The sequence below is a fragment of the Streptomyces kronopolitis genome (assembly GCF_014646275.1).
Taxonomy (GTDB): Bacteria; Actinomycetota; Actinomycetes; order Streptomycetales; family Streptomycetaceae; genus Streptomyces; species Streptomyces kronopolitis.
Window position 1 is genome coordinate 1 of record NZ_BMND01000018.1, and the last position, 14,935, is coordinate 14,935.

General features: G+C 72.7%; 12 protein-coding genes. 2 read left to right on the plus strand and 10 right to left on the minus strand.

Annotated features, from left to right (window positions below):
• Positions 1-35: 35 nt before the first annotated feature.
• The 4 genes from IEY78_RS19675 to IEY78_RS19690 all read right to left on the minus strand — a co-directional run bounded on the left by IEY78_RS19675 (position 36) and on the right by IEY78_RS19690 (position 5,973).
• The gene (locus IEY78_RS19675; RefSeq protein WP_189100079.1) at positions 36-221 is read right to left on the minus strand and encodes a hypothetical protein; all 186 of its coding nucleotides are present in this window, start codon (positions 219-221) and stop codon (positions 36-38) included.
• Positions 222-529: 308 nt separating this feature from the next.
• Positions 530-1,204, minus strand: a complete 675-nt coding sequence (locus tag IEY78_RS19680) for a hypothetical protein (protein WP_189100081.1) — start codon at positions 1,202-1,204, stop codon at positions 530-532.
• 116 nt (positions 1,205-1,320) lie between these two features.
• Positions 1,321-3,570: an MMPL family transporter gene (locus tag IEY78_RS19685; RefSeq protein WP_189100083.1), complete on the minus strand. Its 2,250-nt coding sequence runs from the start codon at positions 3,568-3,570 to the stop codon at positions 1,321-1,323.
• Between the two features lie 300 nt (positions 3,571-3,870).
• Positions 3,871-5,973, minus strand: coding sequence for a phosphocholine-specific phospholipase C (locus IEY78_RS19690; protein ID WP_189100085.1), 2,103 nt, complete (start codon positions 5,971-5,973; stop codon positions 3,871-3,873).
• Between the two features lie 322 nt (positions 5,974-6,295).
• Between IEY78_RS19690 and IEY78_RS19695 the strand changes: the two genes are divergently transcribed.
• Positions 6,296-8,008, plus strand: a complete 1,713-nt coding sequence (locus tag IEY78_RS19695) for a chitinase (protein ID WP_189100087.1) — start codon at positions 6,296-6,298, stop codon at positions 8,006-8,008.
• Positions 8,009-8,054: 46 nt separating this feature from the next.
• Here IEY78_RS19695 and IEY78_RS19700 read toward each other — a convergent pair whose 3' ends face one another.
• Positions 8,055-8,732 carry a DsbA family protein gene (locus IEY78_RS19700; RefSeq protein ID WP_229700059.1) on the minus strand — a complete coding sequence of 226 codons (678 nt, stop codon included), beginning with the start codon at positions 8,730-8,732 and terminating at the stop codon, positions 8,055-8,057.
• Positions 8,733-9,221: 489 nt separating this feature from the next.
• Here IEY78_RS19700 and IEY78_RS19705 point away from each other — a divergent pair, with 489 nt between their 5' ends.
• Positions 9,222-10,043 (plus strand): COG4705 family protein, encoded by an 822-nt coding sequence (locus IEY78_RS19705; RefSeq protein ID WP_189100089.1) that lies wholly within the window; start codon positions 9,222-9,224, stop codon positions 10,041-10,043.
• 45 nt (positions 10,044-10,088) lie between these two features.
• Here IEY78_RS19705 and IEY78_RS19710 read toward each other — a convergent pair whose 3' ends face one another.
• The 5 genes from IEY78_RS19710 to gatC form a co-directional block, all read right to left on the minus strand.
• Positions 10,089-10,991, minus strand: coding sequence for an LLM class F420-dependent oxidoreductase (locus IEY78_RS19710; RefSeq protein ID WP_189100091.1), 903 nt, complete (start codon positions 10,989-10,991; stop codon positions 10,089-10,091).
• Between the two features lie 227 nt (positions 10,992-11,218).
• Positions 11,219-12,727 (minus strand): Asp-tRNA(Asn)/Glu-tRNA(Gln) amidotransferase subunit GatB, encoded by a 1,509-nt coding sequence (gatB, locus tag IEY78_RS19715; RefSeq protein WP_189100093.1) that lies wholly within the window; start codon positions 12,725-12,727, stop codon positions 11,219-11,221.
• A 16-nt stretch (positions 12,728-12,743) separates the two neighbouring features.
• On the minus strand, positions 12,744-12,977 hold the full coding sequence (locus IEY78_RS19720; protein WP_168484043.1) for a hypothetical protein: 234 nt from the start codon (positions 12,975-12,977) through the stop codon (positions 12,744-12,746).
• A gap of 5 nt (positions 12,978-12,982) precedes the next feature.
• A complete protein-coding gene (gene gatA, locus IEY78_RS19725; RefSeq protein WP_189100095.1) occupies positions 12,983-14,476 on the minus strand; it encodes an Asp-tRNA(Asn)/Glu-tRNA(Gln) amidotransferase subunit GatA in 1,494 nt (497 codons plus the stop codon).
• Positions 14,477-14,574: 98 nt separating this feature from the next.
• Positions 14,575-14,871 carry an Asp-tRNA(Asn)/Glu-tRNA(Gln) amidotransferase subunit GatC gene (gatC, locus tag IEY78_RS19730; protein WP_189100097.1) on the minus strand — a complete coding sequence of 99 codons (297 nt, stop codon included), beginning with the start codon at positions 14,869-14,871 and terminating at the stop codon, positions 14,575-14,577.
• Positions 14,872-14,935: the final 64 nt, after the last annotated feature.

Consider the following 14,935-nt stretch of genomic DNA (forward strand, 5'->3'; position numbering starts at 1 on the left):
CGGCCGGCGCGGTGGGCGTCACGGGCGGCGCCGGGTCAGGCGGTGGCGCGGCGGATCCGCGCCCACCGGTCCCGTGCCCTCACCGGCCGTTCGGGTTCGTCGCCCCCGGGGCGGGCGGCGGTGTCCCGGCCGGCCACCGCCGAGCGCGCCAGGCGCTGCCGGTCGGCCGCGCGGCGCAGCTCTTCGTGACGGACCCGGATCTCCAGCTCGGAGCGGTACATGGTGTCTCCCTGACGACGGTGAGGTGCTGGGGTGCTGCCTCGACGGCTTGCCGAGGTACCCCCAGCCTCGTCGCCAAGGGGGGCCCGCCACATCGGGAAGGTTCCCGATCTCCGCGCCGGCACGGTCCTTAGAATCCGGCGCCGGGAGCCGCGGGGATGCCTAGGGAGGACGGGTGCGTGCCCTAGGGCGCCCGGGAACCGATGGCGGGCGCGGCCTGCGGGCCACTGGCGCCGACCCCCGGAAAACGGCGAAGACCCACCGGCAGAACCGGTGGGTCTTCCGTCGGCGGCCCGTGGGCCATGGCTCCTTACGGGGCCGCGGGGCCGCCGCCGGCTCCGGCTCCTGCTCCGGCGCCCTGCGGGACGGCGGGCATGCCGGCGAACAGGTCGAAGTACATGCCGGCGGAGATCAGGATCCCCAGGACGCCGAGCGCCAGCCCGCCCCAGGCCACGGCCCGCACCCAGGTGGCGCGGCGGCCGGTGAGCACCACCACGGCGGCGATCACGGCGAGCAGCGCGAAGAGGCCGTTGACCAGCGCGGTGGTGTGCCAGGGCGTGCCGTACATGGCGGCGATCTGGTCCCTGGTCTTGCCGGCCTGGAGGTTGATCTGGCCCATCACGTTCTGCCGCTCGGCCATGAGGGTGCCCAGCCAGGTGCCGGTCACGGAGGCGAGGCCGAGCCCCGCGGCGACCACGGCACCGGCGCCGGCGGCAACCGTGCCGGTGGCCCCGGCGGGCGCGGCCTTCCCGTCCACGCCCCCGTCGGCCTCCTCGTCGTCCCGCTCGCTGTCCTCGTCCTGCTCGGCGAGGGCCGCGTTGTCATCGGGCTCTTCGTCCGCCTTGGCGGCGGCCTTCGCGGCCGCTTCCGCCTCGGTGGTCTCCGGGATCGCAGCAGTGTCCGTCGCCGCGTCGGTCCCCGTGGCCGTCTGGGCCGGCACGGTCGTCTCGTCGGTTCGCTTTTCGGTCGTCCTGGTCGTTCCCATGGGCGCGACCGTAGGTGCCGTGTCTGAGAGTCGGATGAGAACGGCTCCGGGAGGCGGCCGACGGGCGGCGGCGCGCCGTCCGGGCGGTCCGCCGCGGCGCGGCCGGCGGCCCTGATTCAGGCTTCCACCAGCGGCTTCTCGCCGTCCCGCGGGTGCCCGGCGGCGGCCTGCTCCGGCGGTGGCTCGATGCTGATCCGGGGCAGCCACCGGCCGAGCCAGGACGGCAGCCACCAGTTCGCGCCGCCCAGCAGATGCATCAGGGCGGGCACCAGCAGCGTACGGAGCACGAAGGCGTCCAGGGCGACGGCGGCGGCCAGGCCGATGCCGAACATGGCGATGGTGCGGTCACCGCTGAGGATGAAGGCCCCGAACACCGCGATCATGATGACCGCCGCCGAGTTGATCACCCGGCTGGTCTCGGTGAGGCCGACCCGTACCGCCCGCCGGTTGTCGCCGGTCAGCTGCCACTCCTCGTACATCCGGGAGACCAGGAAGACCTGGTAGTCCATGGACAGCCCGAAGAGCACCGAGACCATGATGACCGGCAGGAACGGTTCGATCGGCCCGGCGCTGCCCAGCCCCAGCAGCTCGCTGCCCCAGCCCCACTGGAAGACCGCGACGACGATCCCGAACGACGAGGCGACCGCGGCGATGTTCATCAGCGCGGCCTTCACCGGGACGCCGATGCTGCGGAAGGCGAACAGCAGCAGCACCGAGCCCAGGGCGATGACCATGCCGATGAACAGCGGCAGCTTGCCGACGATGATCCCGGCGAAGTCGTCGTAGCTGGCGGTGATGCCGCCGACCCGCACCTGGAGCGTGGTCCCGCGCGCCGCCTCCGGGAGCACCTCGCCGCGCAGCCGGGCCACCAGGTCGGAGGTCTGCCGCGACTGCGGCGAGCTGTCCGGCACGACGGTGATCACGCCGGTGCCGCGGCCGCCGTTGAACTCGGGGCCGCTGACCTGGGCGACGCCGGGCACCTCGCGCAGCCGGTGCGGCAGCTTGTCGAAGGCGATCCGGTCCTTGGCGCCGTCCAGGGTGCCGACGAGCGTCAGCGGCCCGTTGAACCCGGGGCCGAAGCCGCTGCCCGCGTGCGCGCCGGGACCGCCGCCCGCCAGCAGGTCGTACGCCTTGCGGGTGGTGGAGGTGGCCGGGTTGTTGCCCTGGTCGGAGGTGCCCAGATGCAGGCCGAAGGCGGGCAGCGCCAGGACCAGCATGACGACGGCCGCGGTCAGGCCCAGTAGCTTGGGGTGCCGTTCGACGAAGCCGGACCAGCGGGCGGCGATGCCGGAGGCCTTCTCGCGGCGCGGTCCGTGCGCGGCCAGCTGCCGGCGCTCGCGGCGGCTCAGCGCCCGCGTCCCGATCAGCCCGAGCAGCGCCGGCAGCAGGGTGACGGAGGCGGCCACGGTCAGGACGACGGTGAGCGAGGCGGCGAGCGCGACGCCGTTGAGGAAGCTCAGCCGCAGGACCAGCATGCCCAGCAGGGCGATGCAGACCGTGGCCCCGGCGAAGACGACCGCGCGCCCGGACGAGGCGGCGGCGCGGGTGGCGGCCTCGTCGACGGACAGGCCCGCCCGCAGGCCCTTGCGGTGCCGGGTGACGATGAAGAGCGCGTAGTCGATGCCGACGCCCAGGCCGATCAGCATCCCGAGCATCGGGGCGAAGTCGGCGACGGTCATCGCATGGCTGAGCAGCGCGATGCCGGCCGAGGCGGTGCCGACGGCGGCCACCGCGGTGAGGATCGGCAGGAAGGTCGCGGCGAGCGATCCGAAGGCGAGGAAGAGCACCACGGCCGCGGCGCACAGCCCGATGATCTCCGGCAGCTGGGCGTGCGGCGCCTCGGTCACCGCGATCCCGGCGCCGCCCAGTTCGACCCGCAGGCCGTCGCCGGACGCGCGCCGCGCGGTGTCGACGACCGTGCGGACCTGCCCGGCGTCCAGCTCGTCGGTGGACCGGTCGAAGACCACGGAGGCATAGGCGGTGCGCCCGTCCTTGCTGATCTGCCGCCCGCCCGCCGCGTGGGAGGCGCCCGCCGCGGGCCGGTCGTAGGGGCTGCGCACCTCGGCGACGCCGGGCAGCCGGGCGACCTTCTCCAGAGTGTGCGTCATCGTCTTGGTGACCGCGCCGGAGCGCACCGTCCCGGAGTCCGTGTGCCACACGATGGTATCGCTGTCGCCGGACCGCCCGGGGAACTCCTTGGCCAGCAGCGCGGAGGCCTGGCTGGACTCGGTCCCGGGCACCTCGTAGTTGTTGGAGTACGCGGACCCCGTCAGCCCCGCTGCGACGGCGACCCCCGCGAACGCGGCGAGCCACAGCAGCAGCACCACGATGCGGCGCCGGAGGCACCACCGAGCCAGAGCGGTCACGGACCTCGTCTGCTTCCCGGGTCGTGCGTCGATCTCTCCCGAGGACGGGTGGTGCCGAGCGCGGATGAACGATGAAGTGAAAGAGCGGCAAAGAGCAGCGGTGAACGGCGGGGCGGCAGCGGCCTGCCGGGCGCCTCCGGAGAGGGCCCGTCCCACCTGTTCGGACCTGTTCCGAGCAGGGTCGCAGCCCGAAAAGATCCTTTGACGGCTTTGTGGACTTCCCCACAGACGGGGAAAGCGGGAACTCTTCGCCGCGTCCGGGCCTGCCGGGCAGCCACTCGCCCGGCAGGCACCCGCCCCTCAGCCGGTGACCGACTCCTCCCCGTTCTCCAGGTGCCCCATCAGCCGCCGGTGGAAGGACGCGTCCTCGGCGACCGTGAGGCCGAGGTCGTACCAGCCGTGCGCGTCCCGGGTGTCGTGGGCGACGGTGCGCACGGCGCCGGCCCGCACCGTCACGGTGCGCGGCGCCGCCTCCCCGTACGCCAGCGGGCCGAGCGTGAGGGTCAGCGCGGCGCGGCCGGGGTTGGTGACGGTCAGGTGGAGGGTGCGCCGCGCGGCGTCGATCCGGGTGGCGATGCCCAGGGCCGCGGCCGCGCCCCGCGCCGTCCCGGCGAACTCCCGCCGGAAGCCGTTCGGTCCGGTCACGGTGAACTGGTAGGTACCACCCTTTACCGGGACATCCCACTCGCCCGCGCCGTGCACCTCGCGATGCTGCGGCGCGTCCCACTCCTTCGCGTACGGATAGAGCGCCAGGTGCGCCGAGGCCCGCCCGGCGTTGCGCACGGCCAGCCGGAAGACCGCCGCGCCCGGGTCGAAGCCGCCGTCGGCGTCCGGCTGGTAGGGCAGCGCCCTGGCCGGCCGGCTGCCGGGCTCCTGCCGGGGCAGCGCTTGGTGCAGCGGCGGCCACGGCGACCAGCGCCCGGTGAACTCGGGGACCGCGCCCGGCCGGTGCACCGCCGGCTGCCGGCGCCCGCGCGAGAAGTCGAAGGCGGTGGTCAGATCCCCGCAGACGGTACGCCGCCAGGCGCTGATGTTCGGCTCCGCGATCCCCGTCCAGCGCTCCAGGAACCGGGTGATCGAGGTGTGGTCGAAGACCTGCGAGCAGGCGTAGCCGCCCACCGACCAAGGCGAGATGACCAGCATCGGCACCCGGATGCCCAGCCCGGTCGGCAGCCCCTGCCAGAACTCCCCGTCCGTGCCGGGCGGCGGCACCGGCGGCGGCACATGGTCGAAGAACCCGTCGTTCTCGTCGTAGGTCAGGAAGAGGGCGGTGTGCCGCCAGACGTCCGGGTGTCCGCCGAGGGCGTCCAGCACCCGGTAGACGAGGGTGGCGCTCGCGGCCGGGGAGGACGCCCCGGGGTGCTCGGAATCGGCGGCGGACGGGACGAGGTAGGACACCTCGGGCAGCGTGCCGGCCGCCACGTCGGCGGCGAAGGCGGTGGCGGTGCTGCCCGGCGCGCCGCGCCGCAGCGCCCGCTCGAACAGGCTCCGCTCGCCGCGGTCCAGGCCCGCCACGCCCTCCTCCAGCAGCGCCTGGAGACGGGCCCGCCCGGCCTCGTCCGCGCCGGCCGCCTTGGCATAGAAGGCGGTCATGGTGTGCACCCCGTCCGCCTTCCCCAGGGCCTTCCTCGCGACCGCCTTGAAGCCGGCGAAGAACTCCAGGTTGTTGTCGGTGAAGTTGTCCCACTCCTGGTAGACCCGCCAACTGCGGCCGGCCTTCTCCAGTCGCTCGGGGTAGGTGGTCCAGGTGTAGCCGGTGTGGGTGTCCTCCTCGTAGGCGTCGTTGCCCACCGCCCGTGCGCCGCTGGGCTCGAAGCCCGTCCAGCCGCTCACCAGGTGGTTGCGGTTGGGGCTGGTGGAGGAGTGGATGGCGGAGTGGTAGGCGTCGCAGACGGTGAAGGTGTCGGCCAGTTCGTGGTGGAGCGGGATGTCCTGCCGGTCGTAATGCGCCATCGTGGCGGCCGTCTTGGCGGTGACCCAGCCGTTCATCCAGCCGCCGTGCCAGGCCACCGCCCCGCCGAGCCAGCTGTGGTCCAGCGCCCCGATGTACTGGAGGTCCTTCTTCTGCGCGGCGGCCGCCGCGCGCACCGGGAAGGGCAGCACGGTGCCCAGGCCCAGCAGCCCCGGCTGCTCGTACACGCTGCGGCCGCCGGGAAGTTCGACGGCGTTGCGGTCGGCGTAGCCGCGGACGCCGCGCAGCGTCCCGAAGTAGTGGTCGAAGGAACGGTTCTCCTGCATCAGCACGACGACGTGCCGGATGTCCGCCGGACCTTCCCCGCCCCGCGCCGGCCGTGCCGCGTCGGCCGCCAGCGCCCGCTGCAACGACGGCGGCAGCAGCGAGCCGGCCACCGCCGCCCCCGCCGCCGCTCCCAGTACCCGTCTACGAGACCACTCCGCTGCCACTCCCGACCTCCCAGTCGACGGCCCGCGCCGCGCACCCGCCCGTCCCGGTGCGACGCGGCGACGGGGACGGTAGCGGACGGACCCGCCGGAGGACAGGCATACGGGAGGCCAACTTTGCTTCTTTCAGGGCCTGTTGCACCGGATACCGGATATGGCCGATTCCGCGCGGCCCAGAGGGAGGACGGCGGCGCACCACCCAAGTCCCCCGCGCGCCGGACCCCTTGACCGCCCAATTGGTCTGAACCATTCTGTGGCCAGAAGCGGTGGCCACCGTCTCGCAGCAGCTCTCCCCGTGTTTCCCCCTTCGGCACTGGAGACCGCCATGCCTCGCACCGCGCACCCCCGCCCACCCCGCCGCAGACGCCTGCTCACGGCGGCGCTGACCGCCCTCGCCGCCGCCGCGGCCACCCTCGCCGGCTCCGCCCCGGCCACCGCCGCCGAGGTCAACGCCGCCCGGAACGCGGGCTACGAATCCGGCCTGAGCGACTGGACCTGTTCCGCGGGCAGCGGCAGCACCGTCGGCTCACCCGTCCACAGCGGCAGCGGCGCCCTCCGGGCCACCCCCACCGCCGCCGACAACGCCACCTGCTCCCAGACCGTCGCCGTCCGCCCCGGCTCGACCTACACCCTCAGCGCCTACGTCCAGGGTTCCTACGTCTACCTGGGCGCCTCCGGCACCGGCAGCACGGACGTCTCCACCTGGACCCCGTCGGCCACCGGCTGGCAGCAGCTCAGCACCACCTTTACCACCGGCCCCGGGACCACCTCGGTCACCGTCTACACCCACGGCTGGTACGGGCAACCCGCCTATTTTGCCGACGACTTCAGCGTCCTGGGGCCCGACGGCGGGGGCGGCACCGACCCCGGGCCACAGGTCCCGGACGCGCCCGGCGGCCTCACCGCCGGCGCGGTGACCCCGTCCTCCGTGGCGCTGTCCTGGACCCCGGTCCCCGGCGCCACCGGTTACACCGTCTACCGCGACGGCACCCGGTACGCGGCGGTGAGCGGGGCGTCCGCGACGGTCACCGGCCTGGCCGCCGCCACCTCCTACCGCTTCCAGGTGTCGGCCACCAACGCCGCCGGAGAATCGGCCCGTTCGGCGCAGATCACGGCCACCACGGCCCCCTCCGGAAGCGGCGGCTCCCCGTCCGTCCCCCGGCACGCGGTCACCGGCTACTGGCAGAACTTCAACAACGGCGCGACCGTCCAGAAGATCAGCGACGTGCCCTCCGGGTACGACATCATCGCGGTGGCCTTCGCGGACGCGACGAGCACCCCGGGCGCCGTGACGTTCTCCCTCGACTCGGCCGGCCTCGGCGGCTACACGGTCGACCAGTTCAAGGCCGACATCAAGGCCAAGCAGGCGGCGGGGAAGTCGGTGGTCCTCTCCATCGGCGGCGAGCGCGGCACCATCTCCGTCAACGACGCCGCCTCGGCGGCCCACTTCGCCGACAGCGCCTACGCCCTCATGCAGGAGTACGGCTTCGACGGCGTCGACATCGACCTGGAGAACGGCCTCGACCCGACCTATATGAGCCAGGCGCTGCGTTCGCTCTCCCAGAAGGCGGGCGGCCACCTCGTCCTCACCATGGCACCCCAGACCCTCGACATGCAGTCCACCTCGGCCGGCTACTTCCGGACCGCGCTGAACGTGAAGGACATCCTCACCGTCGTCAACATGCAGTACTACAACAGCGGTTCGATGCTCGGCTGCGACGGCAAGGTCTACGCGCAGGGCACCGTCGACTTCCTCACCGCCCTGGCCTGCATCCAGCTGGAGGGCGGCCTCGCCCCCTCCCAGGTGGGCCTGGGCCTGCCCGCCTCCCCCCGGGGCGCGGGCAGCGGCTATGTCGCCCCGTCCGTCGTCAATGCCGCCCTGGACTGCCTCACCCAGGGCACCTCCTGCGGCTCCTTCAAGCCGGCCAGGACCTACCCGGACCTGCGGGGCGCGATGACCTGGTCGACCAACTGGGACGCGGCGAACGGCAACGCCTGGTCGAACGCGGTCGGCCCGCACGTGCACGGCCTGCCGTAGCGGCCCGCCCCGCGCGCGGCCGTCCCCGGAGGCCGGGGCGTGCGGATCACGGCGCGGCCGCCGCGGCGACGCGCCGTGCCTCCGCGTTCACCAGGGAGGTCAGCTTGCCGGGCGTCAGTTGGGCAGTGGGGACGGGAAGAGGGCGGCCGTTGATCCGGACGACCGGAACCTCCCCCAGGCCCGCGGCGGCGAACGCGGACTGCGACTCCGCGACCCAGCCCTTTCGCTCGTTGCGGTCGACACACAGCTCAAAGGTGTCGTGATTGATCTTGCCGGCCTTCTTCGCCAGGTCCGACAGCAGCTTGCGGTCCTTCAGCGCGTCATGGGCGGGAGCGGGCTGGTGCTGCCATATCTGCTCCATGAACGGGGCCAGCCGACCCTGGTCCTGCGCGCAGGCGGCCGCCGCGGCCGCTTCCGCCGCCCCGCTCCCGCCGTACTGCTTGTCGCTCTGCGTGACGAGGTGGTGGTTGATCTGGAGCTGGCCGGACGCGAGGAGCCGGGCGAACGTGTCCGCGTACCGCTGGGCGAATTCCCGGGACTGCGGGCTGCGCGGGTCCTCGTACACCGTGAGCGTCACCGGCACGGTCGGCCGGTCCGGCAGGTCGAGCTTCGTCCCGCCGCTCGGCCCCACCGCGCCCTTCGGCGCGTTCACCGCGGTCCCCTCATGGGCGCGGGCGACCTGGCCGACCGCCGCCGCCACCGCGCAGACCAACCCGAAGCCCACGGCGGTGATCCCGTAAAGGCGCCAGTTCCTCCGCGGCCCGCCAGCACCCTTCCGAGTCGCCTTGCCGCCGTCTTCGCTCATCCCCGCAGAGGACAAAATGCGCCCTTCATCCCTTACCTCCGACGTGCGCGACAAGCCCCTGCCGTCCGCACCGCCGGTCTTCATCAGCAGCCACTGCACCAACAGTCGCCACTCCGGTCACCCGTCGAGTGTGCCAACGGGAAGCCCCGCGACCGCTTGAAGTGTCGCGCGCGACGACATCCCCGGATGCGGACCGCGGCGGGCCACCCCCGAGGCGACGGACGGCCCTTGCGCACACACACTCCGTCACGACGCGACCCTCCCTCCATCACCCCCGCCTCATCGTCTACAGTCCTGTAGACGAAAGCCGGGCGATGTCGCGGCCGCTCACGCGTGGCCGGCTGCCCGGCATCCGACATGCAGAAGGTTGCCGACACGGCGCACCGCGCCGGGAGGGCGGACAGGACGATGGCGCAGCCGAGCAGCGAGGCGCTGACACGGCCGGTGGGCGGGGAGGGGTCCCGCACCCCCGTGCCCGAGGGTGGACCCGGTCCGGGCTGGAGCAAGGTACCGCAGGTCACGGCCCTGTTCTGGGGAGTGAAGGTACTCACCACGGGCATGGGCGAGACCGCCTCGGACTACCTCGGCCGGACGCTCGGGCCGATACCGGCAGGCACCCTCGGACTGGCCGGGCTGGTGGCCCTGCTGGTCCTCCAGTTCCGGACCACCCGCTACCGGCCCTGGGTCTACTGGTCGGCCATCGTCATGGTCAGCGTCTTCGGCACGATGGCCGCCGATGTCGTGCACGTCATGGCCGGCATCCCCTACACGGTCTCGGTCATCGCCTTCTCCCTCGGCCTCGCCGCGCTCCTGACGGCCTGGTACGTGTCGGAGGGAACCCTGTCCATCCACAGCGTCCGCACCCGCCGCCGCGAGACCTTCTACTGGGCGACGGTGCTCACCACCTTCGCCCTCGGCACCGCGGTCGGCGACCTCACCGCGGGCACCCTGGGCTGGGGCTACCTGCCCTCCGGCATCCTGTTCACCGCCCTCATCGCGGTCCCCGCACTCGCCGGCCGCTTCCTCGGCCTCAACGCCGTCGCCGCCTTCTGGTGGGCCTACGTACTGACCCGTCCCCTGGGCGCCTCCTTCGCCGACTGGATGGGCGTCTCCACCACCCACGGCGGCCTCGGCTGGGGCACCGGCCCGGTCACCCTGGCCCTCATCGCCCCGATCGCCCTCCTCGTCGGCTACCTGGCCATCAGCCACAAGGACACGCCGCCCGAGTAACGCACAACGGGCAGCGCCCCTCCAACCGAACCCGTCCGTCCGCCGTCAGGATTCGAGCAACACCGGTGCCAGTTCCCGCAGTTGCTCGATCCCCAGGCCTCCGTCCGCCGCCAAGGGCTGGAGGGCGACGTGGTCCGCTCCGGCGTCGTGGTGTTCCTGAACGCGTCGTCGTACGGCGTCCACGTCGCCCCATGCCACGATCGCGTCCACCAGCCGGTCGCTGCCGCCGTCCGCGAAGTCCTCGTCACCGAAGCCGAGTCGGCGCAGATTGCCGGTGTAGTTCGGCAGCTGGAGGTAGAACCGGGTGTGGTGTGCGCGGGCCAGCGCGCGGGCCGTCGCGGGGTCGGACTCCAGCAGTACGGCCTGTTCGGGCGCGAGCAGCGGGCCGGCGCCGAGGATCTCCCGGGCGCGGGCGGTGTGTTCGGGGGTGACGAAGTACGGGTGGGCGCCGGCCGTCCGGTCCCGGGCCAGTTCCAGCATCTTCGGGCCGAGGGCCGCCAGCACACGCCCCGGCGCCGCAGCGGCCGTCGGGCCGTCGTCCGGGGCCTCGTCCATCGCGTCGAGGTAGGCCCGCATCGCCGCCAGCGGCTTGGCGTAGTCGTGCCCGCGCGCACCCACCAGCGGCGCGTGGCTCGCCCCCAGGCCGAGCAGGAAGCGCCCGTCGTACGCCTCGGCCAGGGCCCGCGCCCCGGCGTGCGCGGCGGAGGCGTCCCGGACCCAGATGTTGGCGATGCCGGTGGCGACGGTGATCCGCTCGGTCGCGGCCAGCAACAGGGCTGCCTGGCTCATCGACTCGTTGACCGGCGTCTCCGCGAACCACAGGGCGCCATACCCCAGTTGCTCGATCTCGGCCGCGGCCCGTCGCGCGACGGCGGCCGGCACCCGGCCGAGCCCACCGTGCCAGACCCCGACCCGCCCGATCCGCGCGGCGAGAGATTCGTGCTGCACCGTTCCTCCCTGAAAAGTGAGGGCGAGGCCCCGGCCGCATCCGGACGGCGGACGGGGCTGCCTGTAGATCACAGCACGGCGACCCGCCCCGGCATTCCCCGGCCGGGCCGACCGGGTGGGCCCCTCGACCGGGCCACTCAGCCGGGCCACTCGGGTGGCCGTACGACGAAACGGCCGCCCCTCCGAAGAGGGACGACCGTTTCGGTACTGCCGGGAGGTGGTGGGGGTCAGCCCTCGACGCCCAGCTTTTCCAGAATCAGTTCGCGGACGCGGGCCGCGTCCGCCTGGCCCCGGGTGGCCTTCATGACCGCGCCGACCAAGGCGCCGGCCGCGGCCACCTTGCCGCCGCGGATCTTGTCGGCGATGGCGGCGTTGGCGGCGATGGCCTCGTCGACGGCGGTGCCCAGGGCACCCTCGTCGGAGACGACCTTCAGGCCGCGCTTCTCGACGACGGTGTCCGGGTCGCCCTCGCCGGCCAGCACGCCCTCGATGGTCTGGCGGGCCAGCTTGTCGTTGAGCGAGCCGTCGGCGACCAGCGCGGTGACCCGGGCCACCTGCGCGGGGGCGATCGGCAGGGCGGCCAGGTCGATGCCGTCCTCGTTGGCGCGGCGGGCCAGTTCGCCCATCCACCACTTACGGGCCGAGGCGGAGTCCGCGCCGGCGTCGACGGTGGCGGTGATCAGGTCGACCGCGCCCGCGTTGAGGATCGACTGCATGTCGTGCTCGGAGATGCCCCACTCCTCGCGCAGCCGGTTGCGGCGCAGCCGCGGCAGCTCGGGGAGCGCGGCGCGCAGTTCCTCGACCCACTCGCGCGCGGGGGCCACCGGCACCAGGTCCGGCTCGGGGAAGTAGCGGTAGTCCTCGGCGTTGTCCTTGATGCGGCCGGCCGTGGTGGAGCCGTCCTCCTCGTGGAAGTGCCGGGTCTCCTGGAGGATCGTGCCGCCGGACGAGAGCACCGCGGCATGCCGCTGGATCTCGAAGCGGGCCGCACGCTCCACGGAGCGCAGGGAGTTGACGTTCTTGGTCTCCGACCGGGTACCGAACGTCTCGGTCCCCTGCGGGCGCAGCGACAGGTTCACGTCGCAGCGCATCTGGCCCTGTTCCATCCGGGCCTCGGAGACGCCGAGCGCCTTGATGAGTTCGCGCAGCTCGGCGACGTACGCCTTGGCGACCTCGGGGGCCCGCGACCCCGCTCCTTCGATGGGCTTGGTGACGATCTCGATGAGCGGGATGCCGGCGCGGTTGTAGTCCAGGAGGGAGTGCCGGGCGCCGTGGATGCGGCCGGTGGCACCGCCGATGTGGGTGGACTTGCCGGTGTCCTCCTCCATGTGGGCGCGCTCGATGTGCACCCGGAAGATCTCCCCGTCCTCCAGCTGCACGTCGAGGTAGCCGTCGAAGGCGATCGGCTCGTCGTACTGGGAGGTCTGGAAGTTCTTCGGCATGTCCGGATAGAAGTAGTTCTTCCGGGCGAAGCGGCACCATTCGGCGATGGAGCAGTTCAGCGCCAGGCCGATCTTGATCGCGGACTCGACGCCGATCGCGTTGACGACCGGCAGCGAGCCGGGCAGGCCCAGGCAGGTGGGGCAGGTCTGCGAGTTGGCGTCCGCGCCGAGGGTCGTGGAGCACCCGCAGAACATCTTGGTCTTGGTGCCGAGCTCGACATGGACCTCCAGGCCCATGACGGGGTCGTACGTCGCGAGGGCGTCCTCGTACGACACCAGGTCAGTGACAGTCACGGTGAAACTTTCCCTCTCAGCCCAGCAGGACGTCGTCGTCGCCCAGGCGCTTCAGTTCGCGGTAGAGGATCGCCAGGCCGGTGACGATCGCCGCGGCCGAGACGGCGGCGTCGACCAGCCGCAGCGTGTCGCTCTCCTGACGGGCCAGCTTCGCCTGCTTCGCGACGCTGATGGCGCCGAACGCGGTGCTGCCGATCGACAGGTACAGACCGCCCTTGGACTTCTTGAAGTTCTTGGCCTTCTTGGTCATGGCGCTCACAGTGCAGGTGCCTCCTCTAGCAGCGGGTGACCCCACTTGTCGGTGAACGCGGCCTCGACCGCGGCACCGACCTTGTAGAGCCGGTCGTCGGCCATGGCGGGGGCGATGATCTGCAGGCCCACCGGCATCCCGTCCTCGGGCGCCAGGCCGCAGGGCAGCGACATCGCCGCGTTGCCCGCCAGGTTGGTGGGGATCGTGCACAGGTCGGCGAGGTACATCGCCATCGGGTCGTCGGCGCGCTCGCCGATCGGGAAGGCGGTGGTCGGCGTGGTCGGCGAGACGATCACGTCGACCTGCTCGAAGGCCTTCTCGAAGTCGCGGGTGATCAGCGTCCGCACCTTCTGGGCGGAGCCGTAGTACGCGTCGTAGTAGCCGGAGCTGAGCGCGTACGTGCCGAGGATGATCCGGCGCTTGACCTCGGCGCCGAAGCCGGCCTCACGGGTGAGGGCGGTGACGTCCTCGGCGGACTTGCTGCCGTCGTCGCCGACCCGCAGGCCGTAGCGCATGGCGTCGAAGCGGGCCAGGTTGGAGGAGCACTCCGAGGGCGCGATCAGGTAGTACGCGGACAGCGCCAGGTCGAAGGACGGGCAGTCCAGCTCGACGATCTCGGCGCCCAGCTCCTTCAGCAGCGCCACGGACTCGTCGAAGCGCTGGATGACACCGGCCTGGTAGCCCTCGCCGCGGAACTGCTTGACGACGCCGACCCGCATGCCCTCGACGCTGCCGTTGCGGGCCGCCTCGACGACCGGCGGGACCGGCGCGTCGATGGAGGTGGAGTCCAGCGGGTCGTGGCCGGCGATGACCTCGTGGAGCAGCGCCGCGTCCAGGACCGTACGGGCACAGGGGCCGCCCTGGTCCAGGGAGCTGGAGAACGCCACCATGCCGTAGCGGGAGACGCCGCCGTAGGTGGGCTTGACGCCGACCGTGCCGGTGACGGACGCGGGCTGGCGGATGGAACCGCCGGTGTCCGTGCCGATGGCGAGCGGGGCCTCGTACGAGGCGAGGGCGGCGCTGGAGCCGCCGCCGGAGCCGCCGGGGATCTTGGTGAGGTCCCAGGGGTTGCCGGTCGGGCCGTAGGCGCTGTTCTCCGTCGACGACCCCATGGCGAACTCGTCCATGTTGGTCTTGCCGAGGATGACGACGTCGGCGGCCTTGAGCTTCTTGGTCAGCGTCGCGTCGTACGGCGGCAGCCAGCCTTCGAGGATCTTCGAGCCGACGGTGGTGGGCATGCCCTCCGTCGTGAAGATGTCCTTGAGCGCGAGCGGGACGCCGGCCAGTGGGCCGAGCTGCTCGCCGCGGGCGCGCTTGTCGTCCACGGCGCGGGCCTGGGCGAGCGCGCCCTCGCGGTCGACGTGCAGGAAGGCGTGCACCTTCTCGTCGACGGCCTCGATACGGGCCAGGTGGGCCTCGGTCACCTCGACGGCGGTGACCTCGCCGGCGGCGATCTTCGCCGCGATCTCGGCGGCGGTGAGCTTGATCAGGTCTGCCATGGCCCTTGCTTCTTCGTTCGCTTCTCCGCCCGCGCGGCGCAGAGGTGCGGCTTTCGCGGTCGAGTGCGGCCCGGCGGCCGCGCGCGCGTCGCTCACGGTCACTCCTCCCCCAGGATCTGCGGCACCTTGAAACGCTGCTGCTCCTGGGCCGGGGCGCCGGACAGCGCCTGCTCGGGGGTCAGCGACGGACGGACCTCGTCCGGCCGCATGACGTTGGTCAGGGGCAGCGGGTGGGAGGTCGGCGGTACGTCTTGGTCGGCGACCTCGGAGACGCGGGCGACCGCGCCGATGATGTCGTCGAGCTGTCCGGCGAAGTGGTCGAGCTCTTCGGCCTGCAGCTCCAGACGTGCCAGCCGGGCGAGGTGGGCGACCTCCTCGCGCGTGATGCCAGGCATGCAGCGATCCTCTGCTGGGTTCTCGGAGTGTTTCTTGGCTGTGGCGATAGTGCTGTAGCGGTAT

Excerpts from the sequence above, each read along its gene's own strand:
- IEY78_RS19675 (WP_189100079.1), bottom strand. The coding sequence starts at position 221 with ATGTACCGCTCCGAGCTGGAGATCCGGGTCCGTCACGAAGAGCTGCGC.
- IEY78_RS19680 (WP_189100081.1), bottom strand. The coding sequence starts at position 1,204 with ATGGGAACGACCAGGACGACCGAAAAGCGAACCGACGAGACGACCGTG.
- IEY78_RS19695 (WP_189100087.1), top strand. The coding sequence starts at position 6,296 with ATGCCTCGCACCGCGCACCCCCGCCCACCCCGCCGCAGACGCCTGCTC.
- IEY78_RS19705 (WP_189100089.1), top strand. The coding sequence starts at position 9,222 with ATGGCGCAGCCGAGCAGCGAGGCGCTGACACGGCCGGTGGGCGGGGAG.
- IEY78_RS19720 (WP_168484043.1), bottom strand. The coding sequence starts at position 12,977 with ATGACCAAGAAGGCCAAGAACTTCAAGAAGTCCAAGGGCGGTCTGTAC.
- gatA (WP_189100095.1), bottom strand. The coding sequence starts at position 14,476 with ATGGCAGACCTGATCAAGCTCACCGCCGCCGAGATCGCGGCGAAGATC.
- gatC (WP_189100097.1), bottom strand. The coding sequence starts at position 14,871 with ATGCCTGGCATCACGCGCGAGGAGGTCGCCCACCTCGCCCGGCTGGCA.